21 protein-coding genes are annotated in these 25,105 nt (G+C 55.1%); 8 read left to right on the forward strand and 13 right to left on the reverse strand.

What is annotated here, in order from left to right:
- The first annotated feature begins 93 nt into the window (after positions 1-93).
- The gene (locus VFO10_RS00140; protein ID WP_325136627.1) at positions 94-447 is read left to right on the forward strand and encodes a hypothetical protein; all 354 of its coding nucleotides are present in this window, start codon (positions 94-96) and stop codon (positions 445-447) included.
- A 147-nt stretch (positions 448-594) separates the two neighbouring features.
- On the forward strand, positions 595-1,887 hold the full coding sequence (locus tag VFO10_RS00145) for a hemolysin family protein (RefSeq protein WP_325136628.1): 1,293 nt from the start codon (positions 595-597) through the stop codon (positions 1,885-1,887).
- A gap of 63 nt (positions 1,888-1,950) precedes the next feature.
- On the opposite strand, the gene VFO10_RS00150 is transcribed toward VFO10_RS00145, so the two are convergent.
- The 7 genes from VFO10_RS00150 to VFO10_RS00180 form a co-directional block, all read right to left on the reverse strand.
- Positions 1,951-2,895, reverse strand: coding sequence for a Tim44 domain-containing protein (locus tag VFO10_RS00150; protein ID WP_325136629.1), 945 nt, complete (start codon positions 2,893-2,895; stop codon positions 1,951-1,953).
- A gap of 173 nt (positions 2,896-3,068) precedes the next feature.
- Positions 3,069-3,839 (reverse strand): SDR family oxidoreductase, encoded by a 771-nt coding sequence (locus VFO10_RS00155; protein WP_325136630.1) that lies wholly within the window; start codon positions 3,837-3,839, stop codon positions 3,069-3,071.
- A 9-nt stretch (positions 3,840-3,848) separates the two neighbouring features.
- The gene (locus VFO10_RS00160; RefSeq protein WP_325136631.1) at positions 3,849-4,541 is read right to left on the reverse strand and encodes a histidine phosphatase family protein; all 693 of its coding nucleotides are present in this window, start codon (positions 4,539-4,541) and stop codon (positions 3,849-3,851) included.
- 2 nt (positions 4,542-4,543) lie between these two features.
- Complete coding sequence (locus VFO10_RS00165) at positions 4,544-5,599, reverse strand: phosphotransferase family protein (protein ID WP_325136632.1); 1,056 nt, start codon at positions 5,597-5,599, stop codon at positions 4,544-4,546.
- Positions 5,596-6,432, reverse strand: coding sequence for an SDR family oxidoreductase (locus VFO10_RS00170; RefSeq protein ID WP_325136633.1), 837 nt, complete (start codon positions 6,430-6,432; stop codon positions 5,596-5,598). Before VFO10_RS00170 ends, VFO10_RS00165 begins: the two co-directional genes overlap by 4 nt.
- A gap of 20 nt (positions 6,433-6,452) precedes the next feature.
- On the reverse strand, positions 6,453-7,670 hold the full coding sequence (locus VFO10_RS00175) for an acyl-CoA dehydrogenase family protein (RefSeq protein ID WP_325136634.1): 1,218 nt from the start codon (positions 7,668-7,670) through the stop codon (positions 6,453-6,455).
- A 164-nt stretch (positions 7,671-7,834) separates the two neighbouring features.
- The gene (locus VFO10_RS00180; protein WP_325136635.1) at positions 7,835-11,767 is read right to left on the reverse strand and encodes a S8 family serine peptidase; all 3,933 of its coding nucleotides are present in this window, start codon (positions 11,765-11,767) and stop codon (positions 7,835-7,837) included.
- Between the two features lie 371 nt (positions 11,768-12,138).
- Here VFO10_RS00180 and VFO10_RS00185 point away from each other — a divergent pair, with 371 nt between their 5' ends.
- From VFO10_RS00185 to hflX, 3 genes are all read left to right on the forward strand, one after another.
- On the forward strand, positions 12,139-13,038 hold the full coding sequence (locus VFO10_RS00185; protein ID WP_325136636.1) for a LysR family transcriptional regulator: 900 nt from the start codon (positions 12,139-12,141) through the stop codon (positions 13,036-13,038).
- 56 nt (positions 13,039-13,094) lie between these two features.
- Positions 13,095-13,787, forward strand: coding sequence for a hypothetical protein (locus VFO10_RS00190; RefSeq protein ID WP_325136637.1), 693 nt, complete (start codon positions 13,095-13,097; stop codon positions 13,785-13,787).
- A gap of 143 nt (positions 13,788-13,930) precedes the next feature.
- The gene (hflX, locus tag VFO10_RS00195) at positions 13,931-15,280 is read left to right on the forward strand and encodes a GTPase HflX (RefSeq protein ID WP_325136638.1); all 1,350 of its coding nucleotides are present in this window, start codon (positions 13,931-13,933) and stop codon (positions 15,278-15,280) included.
- Between the two features lie 2 nt (positions 15,281-15,282).
- Here the strand turns inward: hflX and VFO10_RS00200 are convergent, their stop codons facing one another.
- Entirely contained in the window at positions 15,283-16,368 is a 1,086-nt protein-coding gene (locus VFO10_RS00200) for an L-threonylcarbamoyladenylate synthase (protein ID WP_325136639.1), read from the reverse strand.
- Between the two features lie 253 nt (positions 16,369-16,621).
- On the opposite strand from VFO10_RS00200, the gene VFO10_RS00205 reads away from it, so the two are divergent.
- A complete protein-coding gene (locus tag VFO10_RS00205) occupies positions 16,622-16,795 on the forward strand; it encodes a twin-arginine translocase TatA/TatE family subunit (RefSeq protein ID WP_325136640.1) in 174 nt (57 codons plus the stop codon).
- Between the two features lie 134 nt (positions 16,796-16,929).
- On the opposite strand, the gene VFO10_RS00210 is transcribed toward VFO10_RS00205, so the two are convergent.
- From VFO10_RS00210 to VFO10_RS00220, 3 genes are all read right to left on the reverse strand, one after another.
- Positions 16,930-17,811, reverse strand: coding sequence for an Hsp33 family molecular chaperone HslO (locus tag VFO10_RS00210; protein WP_325136641.1), 882 nt, complete (start codon positions 17,809-17,811; stop codon positions 16,930-16,932).
- Positions 17,812-17,901: 90 nt separating this feature from the next.
- A complete protein-coding gene (locus VFO10_RS00215; RefSeq protein ID WP_325136642.1) occupies positions 17,902-18,693 on the reverse strand; it encodes a hypothetical protein in 792 nt (263 codons plus the stop codon).
- Positions 18,693-20,930, reverse strand: a complete 2,238-nt coding sequence (locus VFO10_RS00220; protein WP_325136643.1) for a TonB-dependent receptor plug domain-containing protein — start codon at positions 20,928-20,930, stop codon at positions 18,693-18,695. The genes VFO10_RS00215 and VFO10_RS00220 overlap by 1 nt, the downstream gene beginning before the upstream one ends.
- Before the next feature lie 112 nt (positions 20,931-21,042).
- On the opposite strand from VFO10_RS00220, the gene VFO10_RS00225 reads away from it, so the two are divergent.
- Both VFO10_RS00225 and VFO10_RS00230 read left to right on the forward strand, forming a co-directional pair.
- On the forward strand, positions 21,043-21,750 hold the full coding sequence (locus tag VFO10_RS00225; protein WP_325136644.1) for an energy transducer TonB: 708 nt from the start codon (positions 21,043-21,045) through the stop codon (positions 21,748-21,750).
- A 192-nt stretch (positions 21,751-21,942) separates the two neighbouring features.
- On the forward strand, positions 21,943-22,356 hold the full coding sequence (locus VFO10_RS00230) for a hypothetical protein (protein ID WP_325136645.1): 414 nt from the start codon (positions 21,943-21,945) through the stop codon (positions 22,354-22,356).
- Between the two features lie 76 nt (positions 22,357-22,432).
- On the opposite strand, the gene VFO10_RS00235 is transcribed toward VFO10_RS00230, so the two are convergent.
- Complete coding sequence (locus VFO10_RS00235; RefSeq protein WP_325136709.1) at positions 22,433-23,392, reverse strand: alpha/beta hydrolase; 960 nt, start codon at positions 23,390-23,392, stop codon at positions 22,433-22,435.
- Between the two features lie 19 nt (positions 23,393-23,411).
- Entirely contained in the window at positions 23,412-24,956 is a 1,545-nt protein-coding gene (locus VFO10_RS00240; RefSeq protein WP_325136646.1) for an ATP-binding protein, read from the reverse strand.
- Positions 24,957-25,105: the final 149 nt, after the last annotated feature.

Here is a 25,105-nt window from a genome sequence, read left to right on the forward strand (position 1 = left end):
CATTGAAAATTCTCAAGAATTCAAAGGTTCTATTGTAACCGCATCATCCCTCTTTGTCGGACCAATCCTTGATAAGAAAGTGGAGGCCTGAGCATGAAAAAGGTTTTGCTGTTATCCTGCTTCATAAGCTTAACGGCACACGCCGGAACAGGTGGTGGCATCTCTACACCCCCTGGTCGAGCAGGCCTCGCAAAACTTCTGGCCGAAACCATCGGCTTGAATGGTTCGATGTTCCTGATGAAAGGCACGGCCCCCCTGCCTTTGGAAATCATCGTCGAGGCTGAAGCGGGCACGACTCCTGCTGTGGATCCTGTGACCACGGTCGATGTCGCGAACGAGAGCGGCGAAAGAAAAAGCTATAACGTGACTGATGGCGAAGTCATCAACCAGTACGTGTTGAAAGACCGCCGCCTGATGCTGCGTGCCTCCATGTTACGGCAACCTTAAGTCATCTCCTGGCTTCGCCCGGTCCGAACGTCCGGGTCGAAGCCTTTTTTGTTCCCCCTCCCTCTCATTTTCAGCTCGATCGTTGCAGCTATCCGCCACCTCTGTTAGGGTGAGCGCCGATATCTTTTCTGCAAGGATCGTAAAATCATGAGTATTTTGTGGAGTTTATTCGGCGTCCTCATCCTGGTCGCAGCCAACGGTTTTTTCGTGGCCGCGGAATTCGCCCTGGTCACCGTGCGCAAAACCCGGATAGATCAGCTGGCTCAGGAGGGCCACGGGGCCGCCAAATATGTGCGGAAGGCTCTGTCCGACCTTGACCGTTACATTGCCGGCACCCAGGTGGGCATCACGATCGCGAGTCTGGCCCTGGGTTGGATCGGTGAGCCGGCGGTGATGAAAATCCTATCGCCTGTCTTTCAGTGGATCACGCCTGATCTTTCCGACAAGGCCCAGCATGCGATCGGTTTTGCCATCTCCTTCACCTTGATCACCTTTCTGCATGTTATCCTCGGTGAGCTTGTACCCAAATCAATCGCGCTCAATTATCCGGAGCCGACCTCGCTCTTGCTCGCACGTCCGATGCGCCTCGCCATTCTCGTGTTCAAGCCCCTGATCTGGAGCCTCAACGGACTCGGTCATCTTCTTTTGCGCGCCATCGGCCTGCATACGAGCCATGAGCATGGTTCCGTGCATTCCCCTGCCGAGCTGCAGCTTCTGATCAGGCAAAGCCATGCGGCGGGGCACATTGATGCCTTTGAGCGCAGCATGCTGCAGAAGACTTTTCATTTCAGCGAAACAGCCGTGTCCGAGGTGATGACGCCACGTTCCCGCATGGAGGCGATGAACCTGGATCAAACGATGGAAAACCTTTTGGATGAAGCCTCGCGTTCGCCCTATACGCGGCTGCCCGTCTACCGCGGATCGGTGGATGAACTGGTCGGTGTTCTTTACACGCATGATCTCTTTCAGCTCTCACGTCAGAAGACGAGCTCGCAGCGCATCGACGAGCTGGTGAAGCCTCTTATTTTCGTTCCCGAATCTTACCGCCTGGATGCTCTGGTCGAAAAATTCCAGGATGAGAGAACGCAGATCGCTGCAGTGATTGATGAATACGGTGGCACAGCCGGCATCATCACGCTGGAAGATATCATCGAGACTGTGTTTGGTGAGGTTCAGGATAATAACGAAGATCCGACCATGGAAATCGAGACCTTGCCGGATGGCTCCATCATCCTGCGCGGCGATACGCGGCTTCAGCACCTGAATCAGCAGCTCGGTTGGGACCTGGAGGATGAGGAATCGACGACGATCGCCGGTTATGTGATGACGGCTTTAGGCCATATGCCAGGCCTCGGGGAAAAGATTCGGACCGATGCGGGAACCTTCGAGGTAATCGAAAAGAAAAAGAACCGCCTGACCAAGATCAAAAAGCTGCCCTAAAAAAAACAGGATCCGGGCCAGGACCCGGATCCTCTCATCCAAGAGCAAACGCCGGACGAAGGCTTAGATCTGTTCGATCCCTGCAAGCTGCCAGCTGCTCCGTCCCTGAGATTTCGCAAAAATCCAATACTCATCAAACTTCACCGGTTCGGTATTGCTGCCGCTTTTCAGGGCACCCGTACTTTCATCGACGGTGTAGTCAAGGAGACTCGCGGTAAAGCGAACGCGAACCAGTTCCCGATCGCCTTCATACCAGGGCTCGCTGAACTCAAGGTTTCGCACCGAGATATTTTCCAGACGATTGATCTCGCGGCGGTCTTTCAGATCCTGAAGATCAGCATCCAAAACGCGCGCCACATCGCGTTCCACATAGTCTTGAACCGGGGTCAGGTCACGACGCGTCCAGGCGCCTTGAACACGGAAGAAGATATCTTCCACCGTTTCGCGATCGAGGCGAGGTCCTGAGGCCATGTAAGGGCTCGCGCTGGATCCCTGACCGAAGTAACCGGCACCCGAGGAGCCGCTGCCGTAGTTTGCGCTACTGCGAGCCATCGTTGCCGAAGCCGCGTCCATGGGCGGGCTGTATCCCATCGAAGGGGCGCCGCCTGCAAAGGCCGGGCGATTTTGATTCTGGCGGTTCTTCCAGAAGCGGTACGCCAGATAAAGAAGACCAGCGATCAGGATGATATCAAAGAGACCGATGCCGCCACCGGCTCCACCCAACCCCGCGCCTTGCGCCATGGAGCTGAACAGCATGCTGCCGATCAGACCCCCGGCCAAACCACCAGCCAGACCTTTCATGAAGCTGCCCCGATTGGAAGGCGGCTGCATCTGCTGCTGAGCCGGGGGAGGATTCGGCGAACGCGGCTGCGCGGTCGGCTGCGAACGTTGACCGAAGGAACGTTTGCCGCCTGCGCGGGCTTCGGCGTCTTCACCCATGGAGAGAAGGCTGAAGCTGAACACAATGAGCAAGGCTCGTATCATCAATCCCATTTTTTTTAAAAGCATAGATCTATACCTCTCAGGTGACAGCTCGCGAGGCGAGCCTGTCCCAGAAAGCTAACACAATCTTGATTCATTCGTGTAATAGATAATCGTGAGCGATTACTTCGTTTTTTGCGAAGAACTTGCTTCTTCGCGAAGACCCCGCTTTCCGCGAAGACCCCGCTTCCGGCGAAGACCTAGCCAATCAAAAACCCACCATCCACAGTCAGGCAACTGCCGGTGGTATAAGAGGCAGCAGGAGAAACCAGATAAAGCACAGCGCCCGCCATCTCATCAGGCTGAGCCACCCGCTGCATGGGCACATGCGGCATGAGCTGATTCAGAATCTTTTCATTCTTCACGAGCGTCGCAGCAAATTTCGTATCGGTCGCACCAGGCAGCAGCGCGTTCACGCGGATATTGAACGCCGCGCATTCCTTGGCAAAGGACTTGGTCATCGACACGATCGCAGCCTTGGTCACGGAATAAATCCCCTGGTACATCCCAGGATTTTCCGCGTTGATCGAGGCCACATTCACGATCGTGCCCCCACCCTTCTCCTTCATCAGGCGTCCGCCTTCCACCGAAGCAAAGAAATAACCCCGGATATTGACGTCCACCGTCTTTTGATAGGCCTCCAAAGTCGTATCGAGTATCGGCCCGAAATAAGGATTGGCCGCCGCGTTATTCACAAGGATATCGAGACGCCCATGCCGCTCGCGAATCTGCGAGAAAAGGGCGGCGATGGATTCCATCTCTCCGATGTGACAGGCGATGGCCTCAGCCTTGCCGCCTTCGCTTCGAATCTGAGCCACGATCGCTTCGCAAGCGTCCTGTTTGCGGCTCGACACGATCACCTGGGCGCCTTGGGCCGCAAGCAGTCGCGCGATGCTGGCGCCGATCCCGCGACTGGATCCTGTGACAAGGGCGATTTTTCCGGAAAGATCGAAGGGCTTTTTAAAATCCATGGTCCTGTCCTATCTGAAAGTGAGAAGAGGCGAGGAGGTTTTGCCAAAATGAGCGTGATCGTTGAAAAAGCTCAGAAATAAAACATCGGCTTTGAAAGGCAGACGCGTGATCGAAGCATTGACGATCGCTCCATTGAGCCTCAGCATCATCGTATCGGACAGCTCAAGAGCGAGCTGCATCAGGCAGGCGATCGGCCCGCCGCTGGTAAAAAGAAGGATGTTCTCGTCCGCACCGCTCCTTTTCAAAAGATCCTGGACGCCGTCACGGCAGCGCTGTTTGAAACCCGAATAGGATTCGGGATACTCAGCATCGTAGCCCCCATGCATCCACCGCTGCATGGCCTTTTCAAATTCCTTATGAAAGGCCTTGGCCGGTTCCGGATGCTTTTTTAAAAACGCCTTCACGTTATGAGGATCCGCAAAATCAGGATGCAGACCACAGAGGATAGCCTGATGATCAAATTCGTTCAGCCACGGCGCCAGCTCCGGGACCTTGGCCTCGGGCATTTCTGCGAGGCATAACCTTGCCGTCTCGCTGTGACGTTTCATCGTCCCCTGCAGCACGCGATCAAAACGAAGACCACTCCGCGCCAGGGTCTGCCCCAGGACGCGGGACTGCTCTTCACCGACCTTGGACAAGGCATCGTAGTCGGCTTCACCAAAGGAAGCCTGACCGTGACGCACAAGATACAAAGAGCCCATGCTTACCCCTTGATCGCGCCGAGGCAGAGTTTTTCCAAATGCGCGACCATCAGATGGAACTGGGCAAAGCGCTGGTCCTTGGTTTGCCCGGCATGAAAGCGATAGTAGATCTGCTGCGCAATCACCGCCAGACGAAAGAGTCCATAAACGCGATACCAGGTGAAATTCACCTCGGGCAGATCCATCTTCTTCAGATAGAGCTGCACCATCTCATCACGGGTCAGCATACCCGGCAGATGAGTCGGCTGCCGCCGCATTTTCTGCATGAAAGGATCGTCCTTGGCCTCGACCCAGTACGCGAGGCTATTGCCAAGGTCCATCAGGGGATCACCGAGCGTGGCCATTTCCCAATCCAAAACACCGATGGCACGCGTGGGCTTTTCAGCATCGAAGACGATATTATCGAACCGATAATCGTTGTGAATCACGCAGGTGCGGATCTGTTCCGGCTTGTGATCGTGAAGCCACTGCCGCACGACCGCATAATCGGGCACATTATCCGTGCGGGCAGCCAGATATCGCTGGGACCAGCCTTCGACCTGACGCGTGACGTAACCATCGGGCTTGCCAAGATCGGCAAGACCGGCTTTTTGATAATCGACCCGATGCAGTTCCACAAGCTTATCCACGAACTCAAGACAGATCGCCCGATGCTGCTCGGGACCGAAACCGAGTTCGGCCGGTAAATCCGCGCGCGGAATAAAACCAACGAGGCGTTCCATCACATAGAAGGGAGCCCCCAAAAGGCTCTCATCTTCGCAGTAGGCGATCATATTCGGCACATAAGGGTAAACAGGCTTCAGCTTTTGCATGACGCGGAATTCACGACCCATATCATGCGCGGACTTTGCCTTGGTCCCAAAAGGCGGCCGCCGCAGGACAAAGCTCTGCTCTTCAAACTGGACGAGGTAGGTGAGATTCGAAGCGCCACCTGGGAACTGCGTGATCTCACAGCGCCCGCTCAGCTGCGGCAGCTGCTTTTTCATGAACGCTTCCACGGCTCCAGCATCCAACTCTTCACCGGGACGCGGCGCACCCGCCTGATCAATCAAGGTCATGAAGCAGCCCTCGCCTTATTTCGGAACTCCGGGCGCTTGCGCACCATCTTCGACATGGCCCAGAAATAAACTGAAGGGGAGAAACGTTTCATATACCAAATCGCGGCAAAATCCTTGTGCGGCAGGATATAGAAGCGGCCTGCCTTCACGCCTTCAAAGACGATGCGGGCCACGTCCTCGGCCTTGAGTTTGGACTTCTGAAAGAGTTTATTGATCACTGTTTTAATATTGGGATTGGGCGAGCGCGTATTCTCGGTCAGATTCGTAGGGAAAAATCCTGGACAGACCACGCTGACCTTGATTCCAAAAGGCTCCAGCTCGGCCTTCATCGTTTCTGAAAGCGCGACCACGCCGGCCTTCGTTACGTTATAGCTATTCATTTCAGGAGAATGAATCAGCCCGGCAATGGAGGCGACATTCACCACATGGCCATAACCCTGGGCTTTGAAGAGGCTGGTAAAAATACGGCAGCCGCGGGCCACGCCCATCAGGTTGATGTCGATGATCCAGTCCCAATCTTCATCCGGCGTTTCATCGATGCCGCCATGCACGGCGACACCTGCATTATTGATGACCACATCCAGGCCCGACCAGCGTTGGACGATGGCATCCTTCCATTTCAGCAGAGAATTTTCTTCACGCACATCAACATGGGTGTAAAATGCATCCACGCCCATGGCGAGGATCTCGTTCTGGGTTTCCTGGCCACGCAGATCATTGATATCGGCCAGGGCCACATTCCAACCTTCCCGCGCATACTGCAGGGCAAGGCAACGTCCCAGGCCGCTGGCCGCTCCGGTGATCGCGACTCGTTTTCTTGATTCCTGGCTCATAACATTCCTCTCCAAAAGTTTTAACCCAAGCCTTGGCGTTTCCATTCCAATTTGGCAATCAAATTCCGATGCACCTCATCCGGACCGTCGGCAATTCTGAGGACCCGGGCATAGGCATAAAGCGCGGCGAGAGGGAAATCATCGGATAATCCTGCGCCGCCGTGAATCTGAATGGCCTGGTCGATGACGTCCTGGGCCACATTTGGGGCGACCACCTTGATCTGGGAAATTTCGCTCATAGCGTTGTGGACACCCACCTTATCGATCAACCACGCGGCTTTCAGCGTCAAAAGACGAGCCATATCAATACGCATGCGCGCCTCGGCGATGATGTCGCGATTGCCGCCGAGTTCAACCAGAGGCTTGCCGAAGGCCACACGCTGGCTCGCGCGCTGGCAAAGAAGTTTCAGAGCCCGCTCGGCCGCGCCGATGGCCCGCATACAGTGATGAATGCGGCCGGGTCCCAGGCGTCCCTGAGCGATTTCAAAGCCGCGGCCGGGTCCTGCGATCAAGGCATTTAATGGCAAGCGAACATTATGGAACGAAACCTCGCCATGACCATAGGGAGCATCGTAGCTGTGAAAAACGGGCAGCATGCGCTCGATTTTTACGCCGGGTGCATCCAAAGGAACCAGCACCATGGAATGTCGCTGATGCCGGGGCGCATTCGGATCGGACACGCCCATGAAAATACCGACCTTGCAGGCCGGATGACCCACGCCCGAACTCCACCATTTGCGCCCGTTCAGGACGATTTCCGAGCCTTCCACACGGCAGGTCGCCTGCATGTTGGTGGCATCGGAGGAAGCGACCTCGGGTTCTGTCATGAAAAATACCGATCGAATGCGACCGTCAAGCAGCGGCTTCAACCAGCGTTCCTTCTGCTCCTCGCTGCCATATTTATGAAGGACTTCCATATTACCCGTATCAGGGGCATTGCAATTGAAAATCTCGGGGGCGATCGGCGAATGCCCCATGATCTCCGCAAGGGGAGCATAGTCGCAATTGGAGAGCCCTGCTGTGCCATGCGGCGGCAGGAAGAGATTCCAGAGACCCTGTTCGCGTGCGGCGGCCTTCCATGTTTCCATGATGGCTGGAACTTTCCACTCGCGCCAGTGCGGGCCGTCAGCTCCCAACTGCTGAAAATAAAGGGCTTCCTGGGGTAACACATGTTGATCGAGAAAAGCTCGTATTTTTTGGCTGAGCGTCTGCGCACGCTCTGATAGGGAAAAATCCATAGTTGATCCTCGGCTCGAAAGAATGCATCAGCCTAGGCTCTCATGGCTCTGAAGGCAAATAAATACTCTTCATGGGACTTCATTGATCGGGATTATAACGCGACCTGCATAAAAAAGGGGGCGAGGAAAACCCCGCCCCAGCCATAAGCTCTAACGCGTGAGGCTTAGCGCAGTCGCACCTGCACCGGCACCACAGCCAGAGTCAGATCATTGGATGATACGCGAATGCTGCCGCGAACTTCGTAGGAGGGATCCTTCAGGAAGATGTCCGTTTGAAAGAAGGGATCGTTTTTGTTCAGGCTATAGACCACATTCCAGAAGCGATCCGAACCCAGTTGACTGGCAGTCAGAGTTCCCACCGCACCCTGAGCAAAACTGATGGTTTCACTCAGCTGGAACGTCACCTCACCGGCTGGGACCTTATAGCCATCCACCACGAATTTATAGCTGCGGCCGACTTTGGGTGTGAAGGTCGCCGTTTCATCATCGGCTGGGCCACCGCTGTTGGCGACGGCTTTGCATTCCGTTCCGGCTGCGATGCATTCCTGGATTTCAAGGTCCAGGTCATTGCCGACCGCTCCGCCGGTGGTGACGGTGACGCTGGTCACCGATGCGGGATAGCTGCGGAGAAGAATACCGGCGCGATTCGGAACTTCCACCTGCTCGGCATTTTTAACCTTGGCATCCAGAGTCTGAATCGCCTGATTCAGAATGTAGGAAGAGCGCGCAGGGTTCACGTTGGCTGGAACTGAGCCTTCCTTGATTTCGATATTCAAAGAACCATTCAGCGCCTCTAGTCCGCCTTTCACTTCCTTCTGCTGCGCCGCAGCCTTCACATAATCCACGCGCAGCTGATAGCTGCTCAAGGGGTAACGTGAAAGACCCTCGACATGCATATCCCAGATGCCGGGTTTCGGCGCGACCACTTCACCCACAAAACGCGAACGAAGTTCATCATCGGGGCCTACGGTATAACCGGGTCCTGTGCAGTTATAGGCAATGGCATTGGAGAGTTCCTCGGGCTGCAGCGTATTATCCGCGGCAAAGACGTTCAGATAAACGCCGGAGCAATTCTGCGCTTGCCCGAAAGGATCCTGAGCGGCCTTGTTCACGCTCAGGGTGACCCGCAGCGAACTGATATCGGCAGGAACCTCGACATAGTTGCGACTGAGGCCCAGGGCCTTGACCTTATCCTGATTCACCGAATAGGCCTTGCCCGCAGTCAGGGTTTCATGCGGAACAGACAGGTAAACAGGGATGATGAAGGCCGGGACATTTTCCTGCATGCTGCCATCGGCCGACTGACGATAGGCGCGAATCAAAGCACCATGATCACCCTTGGGCAGACGCGCGAGTTTTTCACGATCGATGCAAACATAGATCACGCTTTCCTGGGTTCCACCGACGCTGGCGGCATCCAGCGCCCCCTGGCCGACCAGGGTAAGACGCGAACTTCCCGACGTCGCATCGCAGCGGTTGCTGTCGTCTGGATTCGCTGCGGCCAGAGTATTGACCTTCAGCCATTCAATCGACGAGCCGTGAATTTCGGTATGGAGTTTGAAAAATTCTCCACTTGATACGAGTTTTGCATAAGCATCGCCCTGCTGCTCAGCGGTCATCGCGCCATCAGCCAGCAGCGGCAGACGACGGGCGATGCCGACCGAATAGAGAACCCGTTGCGAACGCGCATCAATCCAAAGACCAGCCCCGTAAGGTGTCACGGGATTGCCTTCCACAGGTTTGCCATCATAGACCTTGCCGTAGCGGTTGGTCATGAGAGTCCGCACTTCATAGACGGGCTCGATATCCTTGCCGCCCATATTGATGCCGGTGGGAATGCGCAGCGTGGCGAGTTTTTTCAGTGCCGTCCAGGCTGCAGGCAGATTGATGATACCCGTTCCCTGATCGATCCAGGTGTATTGGCCTTCACTTGCTTTTTGCGTCTCAGGATCGAAAATCTTCGCATCGAAAGGCTGGGCGGAACCGATCAGCACCTTGCGCAGGCTCACGTTATCGGTGGGCAGAGGGGCCTCGGGATGTTTCCTGTTGTAGCGGCGGGCAGCATCCAAAAGCAGCGCGTAGGCACCCGTCACGGTTGGAGCGGACATCGAGGTGCCCTGCATGATGTCAGTTCCGGCTCGACCGGCCTTATTCAAAGACACAGCGGACAGCTGAGTACCGGGCGCCGTAACGTTCGGTTTGAAACCACCGTTGCCGAGTGGCCCACGGCTGCTGAAGCCCATCACGAAATCTTCATCTTTGCCATCTGCCGTTGGAATCGCAATCTGACTCTGGCGGCCCATGATATCGGTCGAAGCACTGGCGGCCACGCTGATCGCATGACGGGCCGTGGACGGCGAGCCGATTGTCTGCAGACCGGGGCCTGAGTTGCCAGCTGAAATTACGAACTGCGTGTTGCTGATCTGACTCAGGCGATCGATCAGAAGCGATTGGGTATCATAGCCATCGTTGACATTGCTCAGACCACCGAGGGACATGTTGATGACATCGACCTTGGCTTCGAGGGCCAGATCAATAATAGCCGAGGATGCCGAGCAGCCTCGGGTGTTGGCGCAGACGCGACCCGAAAGAATCTCCGCATTGGGAGCCACGCCGCGTGCGAGTGTAAGGTCGGAGTCATTCAGGAGCGTTTTGCGACCAGCTGTGATGCCGGCGACATGCGAACCATGCAGACCGGAATCGTAGCCGACGATGCTCACGGCTATCGTGTCCACATCCTGACCGTCGTTGCTTTTCAATTTCATGGATTCAAAGGCGAGTCCGAATTTTTCCGCAAAGCTCTGCGCCACGTCACGGGTCTTGTTGAAATCCCGCAGCGGGATGGCCTTGCCGAGTTCCAATCTTTCATTGAGCAGGATTTGATTATTTTTCGGCAGGGTTCCGATCGGATCGAGAGCGATGTAGACCTTGCTCGTCTCCCAACCCACGCTGCCTTGGGGTGAGACGAAAATCAGACCGAAGAGGTCATCGCTTTTGCGGTTGCGATTCAAATCAAAGGAAGGGCCGAAACCGACTTCAGGCATGAAGGCCAGTCGCATGCTGGCGCCTTCCTGAACCGCACGGCGCACATCAGCAGGAACCACGATAGCCGCGCCTTTGGGCAAAGATACCAGATTGAGCCCATCCGCTGCCGGTGTGGCCGCGACAGCATTGATGTGCGCGGCTACATCTTCAGCGATCAGAAGATTCTCTTCCCGCGCGCCTATGCGTGTGGCATCCGCGGCTGTCCCGAGACGTACCGAGAATCGTGCTGTGCTTGGGAAATAGACCTTTCCTTCCTGCGTAAAGTCCTTCATGTAAACGATACGAGGTTTGCCATCCTTATCCAGGAAGGAAGGATGATTATAGGTGATACCCGTGTCCGTGATCCCCACGCGCACCAGGGAACCATCCGCACGTTCACCCAGTTCCTGGTCCAAAGCCTGCAGCCATTCGTTGGTGACTCCAATACGCACAAGGCCGGAAAATCCATCCGTCTTGTCCTTGGCCTGTCCCGCCACGATCATCTGGTTGATCTGCTCGGATTGCTTCGCGATGCGTTGCAGTTCATTCGGATCGGTCGCAACGGCTTCCAGAGTCATGGGAACAGGCAGTTCCTTGACCGCCTGCAGACGAGTCCAGAGGCTTTCGCTATACGGAATCCACATGGAATAATAGCCAGCTTCCGGAACGATATCCTTCAGCACGAATTCTTCGCGCACGTCCGCTTCAAGTTTATTCAAGGAGCTGACGAGGCTCTGACGAATCGCCTCTTTGACTTCCGCATCATGCATGGGACTGCCGCGTTCCAGAAACTGCCCATAGGTCACGGGCGCGATCAGGCCATTGACCTGGATGTAATTTCGATTTTTGATTTTCATGGCAATGGAAATCTGCCCGTTTGGCCACTTGATCACGCCATCACCGGCATCCAAAGGCGGCAAAGGTTGGGTTGGAATAATCAGTCCACCCGGATCCTGTTCCACAGTGGGCCTTGGGGATGACGAACGTTTCTGGCAGCTGATCAGTCCCGCAGCAAGGAGCAGGCTGAAACACAAAGATCGACTGAGACGCGCCGAACCTCGATTCGTTTGCATGGGTTTCCAATCCTTTGAAAAAAGGGCAGAGGAACAGCATGATGATGAATCAACAGCAAAAACTTCCCCAACGTGAATACGAAGAAACTTTGCCGCGCTCCTACGAGCTGCTGTGCCAGTTCAAAATCCTGAAATGCTGAATCGCACTTTACTGAAGGGTTTAAGCGACTGTCAAATATTAAGAGATGGATAAGCGAGGATTCCGCTTATCTCCTGTCAAGGTTACAGAAAAAATCTCTCGTTGTGGACAAAAGCTTGAATTTCAGACAATACCAGTGAAGCCCCGTATACGAAGGACTTTGCGCTTGGTCGGGAAGAAGAGGGCATTAATCACGACGGTTTAAAGTTGGAAAGGACAGGAGCGGATGCGATTGCAATCCATAGACTTGAATCTTTTTGTGGTGTTTCATGCCATCTATCAGGAAGCCCATATCACGCGTGCTGCACAGTTTCTGGGCCTAAGTCAGCCGGCAGTGAGCCACAGCCTTTCGCGTCTGCGTGAAATTTATCAGGATCCGCTTTTCGTCCGGCGTGGTCCCCGCATGGAACCGACGCCTGTCGCCCGGAGTCTTTGGCCTCAGATTCAAAGCGCTTTGGAGCAGCTCCATCGCGGTCTGCCGGCCGCGGCGGCTGAATTTAATCCCAAGGAGACGCAAAGGAATTTTGTCCTTGCGACACGCGACCCTTTGGAAGCTTTTTTTCTGCCGCAACTCATGCAGGTTTTTATGAAGGAAGCGCCGCTGGCTCATGTCAGCAGCATTCGCATCAAACGTCAGGACCTGGAAAAGGAGCTGGCCGCTGGTCAGCTGGATCTCGCCTTTGACGTAAGGCTGCCGGTGTCCTCCCAGCTCAGGTCGCAGAAGCTCATGGAAGATGAATGGGTTGTGGTCGGACGCCGCGATCATCCGCGGCTGCAGGCTCCCCTTGGTTTGGAAGATTATCTGAGCGCAAGGCACATTGTGGTGTCTTCGCGCCGCGCAGGTCTTTCGATGGAAGATTTTGAACTGCAGCGGCGGGGATGTCCTCGAACCATCGCCATGCGCTGTCAGCATCTTTGGGCGGCGGCGCGCACTGCGGCCTCGACCGATCTTCTTCTGACCGTTCCAGGACGTTTCGTGCAGCAAAGCGGACTCATCGAGGATCTGGCCTGTGTGCCTCTGCCTCTGGATTGTTCCATGCCCGCGATTCATATGTACTGGCATGAAAGGCAGGATCAGGATAAAGCGTCTTTATGGTTACGCAATATCTGCCAGAATTTGATTGTGACTTAGTGCCAAAATATCTAAGCTGAGAGAAACCCTAGTTATTTTACAGGAAGGATCTCTCTATGAAACGGAGTTTGCTCGGAAACCTCGTGGCAGGTCTTGGCGCTTTAATGCCGACAGCATGTTTGATGGCGGCCGAGGCTGAACCAGCCCAAATTCGTCTGTCCCATGGCGTTTGGCGTTACGATATGAAGACCACGGAATCGGATCAAACCGGCACGAACGTCAAGGAAGAGAGTTCGGGTTTCACGACTTTCCCGGCCGGCATTGAAATCGCGGCTTTCTGGGACGGCTATGCGGCCTATGCCTATCCTGTGACCACAGGCGGGTCTTTCCTTATCGGCAAGGGTTTCGGCGGCAATCAGGAAGCCGGCATCAGCTTCAGCTATAACTCGAACAACGTCAAAGACGGCGACGAGTCGTCGGATACCAGCATCGGCGGCTACTATTTCTATAGTCGCCTCCTGACCCCCAGCCTCACCTTCGAATTTGATTTCAACCCGGCTCTTGTGATGGGCTCCGAAAAATCCACAAGCGGCGGCACCACGCAGGAAGCCGATGGCTCGGGTTATTCCCTCTATCTTGACCTTTTGGGCGTGATTCCCCTGGCCAAGAACTTTGAGTACGTCTTCGGCATCGACTACACCATGTCCAATATCAAAGCCGATGTGAAATCCGGCGGGGCCTCCAGCACCATCAAGGAAAGCGAGTCCGGCCTGGGCCTGATCCTGGCGAAATTCCGCTACTTCATCTGATGAATCCCGGCGCAGCCCATGGGTTGCGCCTCCCCCCCACTTTCCATGCCAAATTGTCACATACTCACTTTCCGATGCTCTTCCTCTCGTGGATAATATACAAACGGGATCCGCAGGTATTTGCACCCGAATGAGGAAATCCCATGAGCCAGAACACCAATCCCGAAAAAAAGCCCAAGGCCGTCCTGGCAGCGGTGCAGCTTCCCGGCGTCTCCGACGCGGATCATGATGCCTCGCTGAATGAGCTCGAACGCCTCTGCAGCACGCTAGGATTCGTGACCGTCGGCCGGGTTTCGCAGAAGCGGAAATCCGTCGTCACCGGCACGATCTTCGGTGAAGGCAAACTGAAAGAACTCGCCGCCTGGACCGGAGGCTCCGGGATCGTGCGCGGCTTTAAAAAAGACGGCGCGGATGATGATGAAGACGATCGTCCCGAACTCACGTATGCCCCGGAAACCAAGGCCACGGTCGTGATCTTCGACTGTGACATGACGCCGACCCAACTTAGAAACCTGGAAGATGCCACGGGCGTCGAGGTCCTGGATCGCAGCGGTGTGATCCTTGAAATCTTCAGTCGTCATGCCCGCAGCCGCGAAGCCCGACTGCAGGTGGAAATCGCCAAGCTTGCATATATGGCTCCGCGTTTGCGCGCTTCGCACGTCGGCGGTGATCGCCAGGGCGGAGGCATCGGGGCCAAGGGCGCAGGGGAAACAGCGCATGAATTGGATCGTCGGCGCATTCGCGACCGCATCGCCGAACTCAGGCAGCAGCTCGAATCCATTCGGCATGAACAGACCACAAGGCGGGCGCAACGCAGCGAAGCGCCCTGTGTCGCGCTCGTCGGTTACACCAACGCAGGCAAATCATCCCTGATGCGGGCTTTGACTGGCAGTGAAGTGCTGGTCGAGGATAAACTCTTCGCCACGCTCGACACCACCGTGCGGGCCCTGCAGCCGGAAACCGTACCGCGGATTCTGGTGTCCGACACGGTTGGCTTTATCAAAAAGCTGCCGCATGATCTGGTCGCGTCCTTCCGTTCGACTTTGGATGAAGCTTTGAACGCTTCGCTCCTCCTTTTCACGGTGGATGCTTCCGATCCGAGCTTCCGCTCCCAGTTGGAAGTGACGCAATCCGTACTGGGGGAAATCGGTGCGGATCAGACCCCGAGTCTGCTCGTTTTGAATAAAGTCGATCAGTTGGATGCGGAGCAGATAGCCGAGCTGAAACAGGAATATCCGAAGGCGGTTTTCATATCGACCCGGAATCGCGAGGACATCAAACGCATGCGCGAATTGATCCTCGGTTTCTTTGAAACGGATATGTTGGATAAGGTTCTTTTGATTCCTTATACCCAGGGAAAAGTGCTCGGCATGATTCGGGAACGCGCGCGGGTTCTGGAAGAAAAGCATGAGGACGAGGGCACGATCGTAACGATCCGAGCCCCCGAAGAGGTGCATGCCTGGATTGAAAAGCAGCTGAGCAAGGGCGGCTGAACCTAGCTGAGATGCAGTTCGCGCCCCATGATAAAGGCGCGTTTGCCTTCCGAGGCGCGGAAGATGCGATCATACACAGCCTGCTGCTCGGGCTGATGCGGATCGAGTTCGGGCAGAAGGATCACCTGATGCCCGGTCTGGTTCTCAAAGGTCCTGAGCTGCTGAAAAAGAGTCCGCGCTGCGCCTTCGATCGAAGCATCCTCCGACAAATCCTGATAGCTGTGAAAGTCCTTCCGCCTGGCGGCGAAACGCTGCGCGAAATCCAAACAAGCGGCTGCCTCCAAAGTCAGGATCTCACGCGTTTCATAGCCTGCGGGCATGCTCTCGGATCGCGACAGCATCCAGGCTGGTGTATGCGGAGCATAGTGGCGAAGATACTGGCCTGGCCCTTCGATCTTCTTCGCGATCTGGCCTGGGACCTTGCTGCTGAACGAGGCCGCTAAATTATTTTTCTTCAGCACATCCAGAATATCCGCTTCACCGATGGCGCCATGCCTCAGAAGTCTGAGGTGCCCATCATCATCCACTTTCAGCACCGTGGATTCGATGCCTATCGTGCTGCGATCGCCGTCCAGGATCAGCAAAGGTCGATCGTGAAAATCATCCGCCACATGCTGGGCCCGCGTGGGACTCACATGACCGAATAAATTCGCAGACGGAGCCGCCACGGGAACTCCCGCCGCTTCCAGCAGAGCGCGCGCGACGGGATGCGCGGGCGACCGCACACCGACAGCATCCCCACCACCGCGCACGAGGCGTGAGACTCCATCCTGGGCGCGGGCCACGAGCGTCAGCGGTCCGGGCCAAAAGGTTTCAACCAGAGCCTTCACCAAAGGCCGGGTCTTCGCATTCAAATTCCAAAGCGAAAAGGCATCCTGAGCCGTCAAAACATGAACGATCAGAGGATCTTCGAAAGGTCTTTGTTTATAGGCAAAAACGGCCTCAAGTGCGGCATCCTGATCAATCGCCGCTCCCAGCCCATAGACAGTTTCTGTAGGCATTCCCACAAGTTGCGCATTATTCAGAGCGTGAGCCGCAGCCCGTATGGCCTCGGGTGTGGGCATGCAGATCTTGGGAAAGCCTGTCATAGCGTCGATCCTCGGTGTGTCCGCGTTCAAAGAACCCCAGAGATGCCACGACTGTAAAGAATTCACAAGAACGCGGTTGCGGATTTGCAATTTCCTGCCTTTCCTTTATTAAAGGATTGGCCAGGTTAGCCAAAAACCTGAATAATGATCGGGACACGGCGTCTAAAAAAAACGTAAATCAGCTTTTTTACTCAATTTTTTTGTGATTTTGCCGATACGTGTGCTATTCATTTGAGGAACTGAGGAGGAACGTATGCCTATCGGGACTATGGAAATGTTCATGATTGCTGGCGTAGTGGTCTTGCTATTCGGCACCAGCAAACTTCCTAAACTCGGCCAGAACCTGGGCGAGGGAATTCGTAACTTTAAGAAGTCCATGGCGGACGCAGAAAAAGATCAAGCTAAATTGCCTGAAAGCAAAAGCTGATTCTTTCTTCATCTGAAGCAAGCCGGCTTTCTGCCGGCTGCTCAGATCACTCCATCCCCACAAGCTGCCCATCCACCATACGAACTTTGATTTTCGCAAATTCATCCAATGTCGGATCATGTCCACGTCGATGATCAATGGACCGGCGTCTGATCCAGGCTGTTCCTGAGCTTCTGCAAGGCATCCACGGTCAGCTCATACTTGCAGCCGCAGAATTCGCAGGCGATTTCCGCTGTTTCCTTTTCCTCGATCATTTCATCCAGGGTGCCGGGCCCGAGCAGCATCAGGGAGCGCTCCACGCGATCGAGGCTGCAGCCGCACTGATAATGCGGTTTATATGGATGGATGACCTCTTCGAATTCAAAATGATCCAGATAGATGTCGATCAAATCTTCGGGCTTGGCGCCGTGCTGTAATTTTTTCGCCGTGGATTCCATCAGCGGCTGAAGGTTTTCCAGCTTCTGGATGGTTTCCTCGGTATAACCCGGCATCAGCTCGATGATGAAGCCGCCCGCGATCTCGACGCCTTTTTCCGCAGGACGCGCGGCCAGCGAGACGATCGCAGGGATCTGATGCGATTGATTCAAATAATAGGCGATGTCATCACCGATCTCGCCCGTATAAAGCTCAACTGTACCCCGCAAAGGCTCACGTTCGAAGGGCCGTGATTGAATCACATCCAGGCGACCCGAGCCGAGGCCGGCGCCGAGCTGCGTCACGCCCTCGGGAAGTTCCGCGTTGCGATTTTCACAGTAAACCTTGGCTCCGCCTTCATAATGCGCGGATGCGAAAATACTCTGAACCGGACCCTCGCCGATGAAATGAAGAGCCGTGCTGAGGCGCTCCTTCATCTGACTGGCCATCAGTATCGCGCCGGTGATGGCGCGAGCCATCAGGGTTTTGGCCAGGGGCGAGGCTTCAAAATAACGAAAAGCATCGTTCACTGTATCGGTGCTGATCACAGTCGCGATGCGGATGGTGCCGTCTTTGGAAAGGTACTTTTTGAGGTCCGCCATGCTGTTTTTCCCTGCATAAACGAATGAATTCTGCAGGGCTTTCTTATTTGAACTTCTGACGCTTGGCAAGCAGGATACCCATTCACGCCATCAAGGCAGGGTTACGGGTCGGATCTGGATATCACCATTGCGGGCTTCCTTGCCGCGAACGGTGAGGATCAGGGTGTATTCCCCCGATCCAGGCAGCTCCCATTCGGTGCTGGCGGCCCGACGGTTCTTGATTTCCCCGGCGCTTGCGTACCAGCCGATCTTGATATCTTCGTCCTCGGGAAACTGAAGCGTACTGGAAATGGTCAGCTTTTTATCGGTGACGGGGACATTCGCGGCCGGGCTGTCGATGCTGGAACCAAAGAGATTGTCCTTGGCCCCCGGAGAGTTCGCATCCCGATAAACCACGAAATCACCCGCCAGCGGCAGTTCACGCGTGCCGTCACTGACGATCAGAGTGTAGCGGAGGCGCACGAAGTCGACGCCAGGATATTGCGCCCAGTAATCAACCAGCTCGTCAGCGGTCGGCGTCGTCCCTACCGCTTCGATCGTCACATGCCGTAGACCGGGATAATCATGAGGATCGGCGGCCGCGATCGTCCAGTCGTTGAAGGGCACGGTTAACACCCGCGGTTCAACTTCTCCAGTCCTGAGCGTCAGCGGCGCAAGATCAGCAGGACCGATGAAATGAAACTGCAGCGTCACGCTCTGACCCAATACCGGCGGCTGCCACGCATCACCATTGAGCGGCTGCAGCGGAGCATCCGCACCGTCAGGAGGATTCACGAGCACAAGGATCGGTTTCAGCTTATCGGCCGTCTCGGGTCTTGTTTTAGGATCGGAGCAGCCCAGGAGCAGCGCGAGAAGTCCTATTAAAAAAGAGAAGTTTCGCATTAGAATTCTCCACTGATCTGGATGTAGGGAATGGGAGGCAGACTCGACATTTCCTCTTTTTCCGAATAATCGTAGTTATACTGAACGCTATCCACGCGGCGTCCCACGCTCAGATAGTCCACACCGAACTGATACTTGAGCTTATACGTATCATAAAGCGCATCATAGGTCGCGAAGATCGCGATGGAGTTCGAGGCAGGCGCACGGGCACTGTAAGGATTTTTCGTGTCATAGATCGGCTGGTACTTATCAAGGTTACTGTTATAGACGGAGCCCGACACCGGCGTGTAAGGGCTCTGCGTATTATACTTCAAGCGGGTGCCCAGGTCCCAGTAAGCGCTGATCTTATAGGAGCCGGCCAGATTCAAAATATGCGTCTGATCATACTCACTTGTGAACCAATCATCCTGATCGGATTTTCTTTCCTCCGAAACAGAATAGGTATAAGCCAGCCAGCCGAAGAACTTCTCGGTCAGATTCCTGCGAATAAAAGCTTCAAATCCATAGGTGCGGCGGCTGCCGGTGTCCTGGTAGTTTTCAGGGCCACCCGACACCACGAGGCGATAGGTTTTCTTATAGAAGGTTTGGAACTCCGACACCCAGCGGTCGGTCCAGCGCGTTTCCAACCCCAGGACATAGTGATTGGATTTTTCATAGCTGATGTCAGGATCGCCAAAATCATCATTGGTTTCCTGCGGCTCGGGTGCGATCGAATACTGGCCGGTTGCGGCCTTGATCGTGTTGCTGTCATCCAGGGGATAACGAAGTGCGAGACGCGGATCCACTCCCACGTCCTTGACAAAACCCGTTTTGAAAACGCGAACCCCGGGCGTATAAACCAGAGGCCCTGCCGCCAAATCCATGCTGGCCCAGGTTGCGAAACTGGAGAAGGAAAAGGTTGAATCGGCGGATATGCGCGGTGCATCTTCAGGATCATAGTAGGGATCGCTGGCAGGCGCCGGAGCCATGATGTCAAACGTCCCGACTGTATACTGCGGCGAGAAGCCGAGGTAAAGATTCCGTCCTTTATCCAGCCTCTTGGTGAACTCCGTCGGCATCTGTGCTTCACTGCTGCTGATGAGGATCTTGTCGTCACCGAAACCGATCTGAAAGCGGGAGTAGGAATACTGCGGCGTCGTCCGATAACGCCAGCCTTCGCCCATGTTGTGATCGCGTTCCCAGCCGATCACGGCGAAACCGTTTTTAAAGCTCACATCGACCTTGCCATCGGTATCGGAACTCGCATCGAAGGGGACGGAAAGAGTCAGACCATCCTGGCTTCCGATCACGGTCAATTTGTAGCTGGTGTTCTCGGTTTTCGTGAGATAACGGGCATAGGTATCCGCAAAAAGTGGAATGACCGTCACGTCGCTGTCTTTCGGCAGGACTTTCGGTAGAATCGCTTCCAAGGTGCTCTTGCGCACCGAAACCGCGATCGAGCTGTTTTCACTCAAAGGGCGCTCATGATAGATCCCCAGATAAAAGGGAACATTCACCACAAATTCCGTGCGCGGCTCGTCGGGAATTTTATCGGACGAGCGAAGAACGATAATGCCGCCCGTGGCATCACCATACTGAGCGCCGAATCCACCTGAATTAAAATCAACATCGGTCAGCTGCTGCGCGGGCACCACACTCAGATTCTGAACCTGATGGAAGATGCTGGGCACGACGATGTCATCGACATAGTAACGGCTGTCGTTGGGACCGGAGCCACGAATCACCACATCTGTTCGCCCGGGATTGCTCTGGACGCCAGGGAGCAGCTGGGTAATCTGAGCCGGATCACCACCCGGAGCGATGCGGGATGTTTCCTGGACGGTCACCGTTTTGCGTGATGTTTCCGGCCGTCTTTGACCTGTGATCACGACCTCGGTATCATCGGGCTTGCCGGGCGGCAAATATACGTTGTACTTCGACTGCCCACGGAGATCCTTAAAATCGACGAAGACAGCTTCGTAGCCTTGTCTTAAGACTTGAATCGAACCCTCGCGATCAGGCACAGTCAGCTCAAGGGTTCCGTCCGGTCCGGTCGTCAGAGTTTCCTGACCGATGCGAACCTCGGCACGCTTCAAAATTCGCCCGGAACCCTTGGCCATCACCTTCAGGATGACTTTGGCTGTTTGAGCCGCGGGGGGCGGTGGAGGCGCCTCGGTTTGGGACACGGCCTGGGACGCAGCCGCACAGCAGCACAGGAGTGTCATAGTCTGTAGTTTTTTTAAGCTGATCATCGACATGAGGACGCCTCATTGCTTTCCGTTATTATCGGATTACGATCACTTGAGGTATTATAGGGACGCGTCTGCTGCGGTCAAGTCAACACCGGGCATCCCATCTAAAGGATCGTGCATGGACATCTTGCGACAGTCAGGTCTTTCCCGCACCCTTCTCATCTGGGGTGCATCGTTGCTCATTCACCTTTCATTCCTGTCCGTCGTTCAATATATTCCGTCCTCAGAGCCGGTGAAGACCTATAAGAAGGTTTCGGTGAATGTGGTCGAAAAGCCTAAACCCGTGGAAGCTGCGCCACCTCCTGCTCCTGAACCCAAACCTACGGAAGCGCCCAAACCAAAGCCTGCGCCGCAGCCCAAGGCGACTCCGGCCCAGGCCAAACCTGTGGACAACACGCCCCCGCCCCAGCCGGTGATGGGTCTCAGCAAGGAATCCTTCGCGGAAGGCGGCAAAGGCAGCTTCAGCGCCCCGGCCGGCAACACGACCATGGTGCCGGATGAAGGCAAGCGCCTGTCCCCGGAAGAGATAAGGAAACTCGATCGCGATCTGAGCGCCGACGCGAGGCTCATAGATGGCAGTTTCAACAAGCCCGAATACACAGCGGAAGCCGAGGAAAATAGCCTGGAAGGGTCCTTTGTGATCGACGTCTATGTCGATACGCAAGGCAAGGTGGTCGATGCCGAGCTTAGGAAAAAAATCGGCTACGGCATGGATGAAAGAGTTTTGAATGCCGCGCGCAATGCCCGCTTTTCACCGCGCAAGAACCCCCTGGGGCAGCCGCTCGCAGGATGGACGGAACTGAAAATCAGACTGACCCTGGAATAAGCCCCGTGAATTTTCAAGTCCTATCGAGGGGCTGAGGCTCGAATTCGGCAGAACCTGATCTGGTCCCTTCGCCTTCATCCCAAACAAGGAAAACAAAAAAGCCTGAAGAACCCGTGATCAATCAGCCTCTTCATTATTTTTGGATCAGAGTCCGAAGATACGAGAAGGAGCCTGCATAGAGGAGGGACCACTATGCTTACGTTTGATCATCGGGATTTTACCAAGTCTGCCTTGTCTTTGGCTGGAGGGATGTTGGGAGTTACGCTCCTGGCCGCGTGGCGGTCGCAGGGGGACATTCCCACCATGAGTCTGACCTTGGGACTGCCGGTCGGTGTCCTCGCGTTCTGGGGAATTTATTCCTTACGTATGAAAAGGATGGCCCTGGAGCTTGGATTTGTGCGGGATCACCCGCGTGTCCGGGAGCATCCGCCTGGGAGCCGTGTGCGCGCGAGCTTCAAGCCCAAGCTTCTGCATCGCGGCTGTCACACGAGGCTCACGACGGATTCGGGCCGACCGCTGCCACGCTTTCGAAGCCGCTCACGGGCCGAGGCTTTGAACTGGGATAACCAGGATAGCCCGTCGGTTCGTGATCAATGGCACATGTAGAGACACACGAGAATGTAGAGAAACACGAGAAAAGACCTTTCAAGCCGTTTCCCGTTCAAGCGTTTTTTTTCCGTTATCAGCGCAGCTGACGGCGCATGAATTTCTTGATGAGCTGAGCGAATTGCAAAGGGGCCTCGACCTGAGGACCATGCCCGCGATCGGCGAGCAGGTAAAGGACCGACCCTGGAATCTGGCTGTGAATGAAATCCGCGGTGGCTGGCGGAAAGAACGTATCCTCGTCTCCCCACACGATCATGGTGGGCACTGCGATATGTTTCAAACGATGATTGAGAGTGAATTCATCGAGACGTGGATCATCCAGGGTGGACACCCCTTCCAGAAGATCAGACAGAACCTTGTTGTGCCACTTCGAATGTTTCTGGAACTCGCGATAGAGATGATTCCAAACGAAGGGCGGAATCACCGGCGGCGTGTGAAACACACGGTTTAAGAAGTAATCGAACTGAAGCTCGGAATGGATGGAAAAGATATTCCGCCCTTCCAGGAACTCCCTATAGATGGACGGCTGATCCCTCAGCACCACGCCGGCGCAATCGACCAGCGTGAGGGATTTGATTTTTTCCGGCATGACCAGCGCAAGATCCACGGCCACCGCACCACCGAGCGAGTTGCCGACCAGATGGAAATCCGTCCAGCCCGTGGATTCGATGAATTCCACCATCCACTTTTTATAGTTGGAAAGGTTATAGGTCTCGCCCTTGCGTTTGAAGCTGCGGCCGAAGCCTGGCAGATCGGGCACCATCACATCGAATTCATTCACCAGGAATTGGGCGGAGTTGTAGAAATTCTCCTTGGTATCCGCGAAGCCTGGCAGGAAGATCAATCTTTCCGCCCGCCCCTGCTCCGCGATCATGTATTCAATCTTGTGCTCGGCCCCATACCACTCCACGCGGGCTTTCAGAAATTTAAGACGCAGCTTCAGATACTGCTCATAGAAATCCTCGCCGAAGTTCTCCTTCCAGTGAGCTGGAATGCTTCGGACAATTTCCTCGCGCAAAGTCTGGGCCAGTTTCATCACATCTTCTCCGCTGGGATTACGAAGCCTGCTTCAAGCGTCGCAGCTGCTCTTCAATCGCTTCCACCATGTCCTTCACTTTGAAAGGCTTATCAATGATGCGATTGGGTCTATGATCGCTGCGGGTCAAATCATTCTCAAGACCCACGTAGTAACCACTGCAGAGAATCACGGGCATGGTGTTGCCCGAGGTCCGAATGCGGGCCAGGAGTTCGAGGCCATCGACGTTCGGCATGCGGATATCAGAGAGCACGAGGTCTACATGATTTTTTTGCAGAAGGGCGAATGCCTCCGCTCCGTCACCGGCTTCCAGAACATGGTATTTATAGTCTTCAAGCGACTGCTTATAGAATTCACGGATGGACTCATCATCCTCGACCAGAAGGATAACAGGTCCCTGGGGCGCGGCCTGCGACTGCGGCGCGATCGAGGTGGCCAGCGAGGCATTTGGCAAGGAGATGGTGATGCTCGCCCCTTTTTGCCAACCGCCATCGAGTTCAATCGTACCCTGGTGGAACTCCACGAACTTGCGCACGATCGCAAGGCCGAGGCCAATGCCTTCCTTGCTCTGCTTGGCTGTGCCGGTCTGCACGAAGGCCTCGAAAATTTTGGCCTCATCCTCTTTCCGAATGCCCTGGCCCTGATCGCGGACCTGGAACGCCAGATGCGCGCCATCGGCTTTCTGCGCGAGCCAGCTGCGGATAGAGACCTGACCACCCTGTGGAGAGAATTTTATCGCATTGATGATGACGTTTTCAATAACCTGGCGCATGCGATTGGGGTCCAGATTCACCTGAATATCCTGATCATGGGTGATCTGGAAGGTGATTTTCTTTTTCGCCGCGATGACCTGGAGATTCTGGATGCTTTCGTTCAAGAGGTCCGCGAAGCGCACGACGTGATACTCAAGACGGAAGCCATGTTCAAGACGCACGACATCCAGGATGTCATGAATCATCGACGAGGCCTGTTCTCCATTGCGCCGGATCCTTTCAACGAAGGACTTCTGATCCTGATTGAGCGACTTGGCGCTTTCTTCCGATAAAAGATAATCCGTGGAAAGCGCGATGACCGTGAGCGGCGCCCGCATATCGTGGGAGACAAGGCCCAGGTATTCATCCTTCCTGTCCCGATCTTCCCGCAGCTCTTCAATCTCTTTTTCCCGGCGTTCCACCAGCGCGGGCAGACGGGATCCGATACTGCTGAAGCGCAATTCGCCCACGAGTTTCGCGCCATCGGCAACCGCCACCGTGCGAAGGCCACGCTTCTTCATTTCGTTCAGAGTAGCCAGAAGCTCCGCCTGGGGACTGACCTGGAAAGGGGGCTGCGTGAGGATATCAGCCAGGGTTTTACGCTTACGCCCGTCCATGTGGGCGGCACTGAGATCGCGCAGGTCCAGGCAGCCACGAAGGGTCCCGTTCTTATCGACCACGACGCAGCTTTCCATCTGCTTTTGCAGAAGCTGCGTAAGGGCATCTTCAACTTTGATGTCGCACGCCATGGTCCATGTCTGGCCGTCCATGGCATCGCTCACCAGTAATTTTTCCCCGTTACTGCCTTCCATCGTGAACCTCGCCCTCGGCGCAATATGCGCGGATTCTTATGGATAAGCGGATCGGTTGAATTTGCAAAAACCTTACAGTTATTAAGAATCGGCCCAAAAAAAACGCAGCCCGGAGGGACGGGCTGCGCGTTTTAACTTACGGAATTTTA

Source organism: Oligoflexus sp., assembly GCF_035712445.1.
In the GTDB taxonomy this organism is placed as follows: Bacteria; Bdellovibrionota_B; Oligoflexia; order Oligoflexales; family Oligoflexaceae; genus Oligoflexus.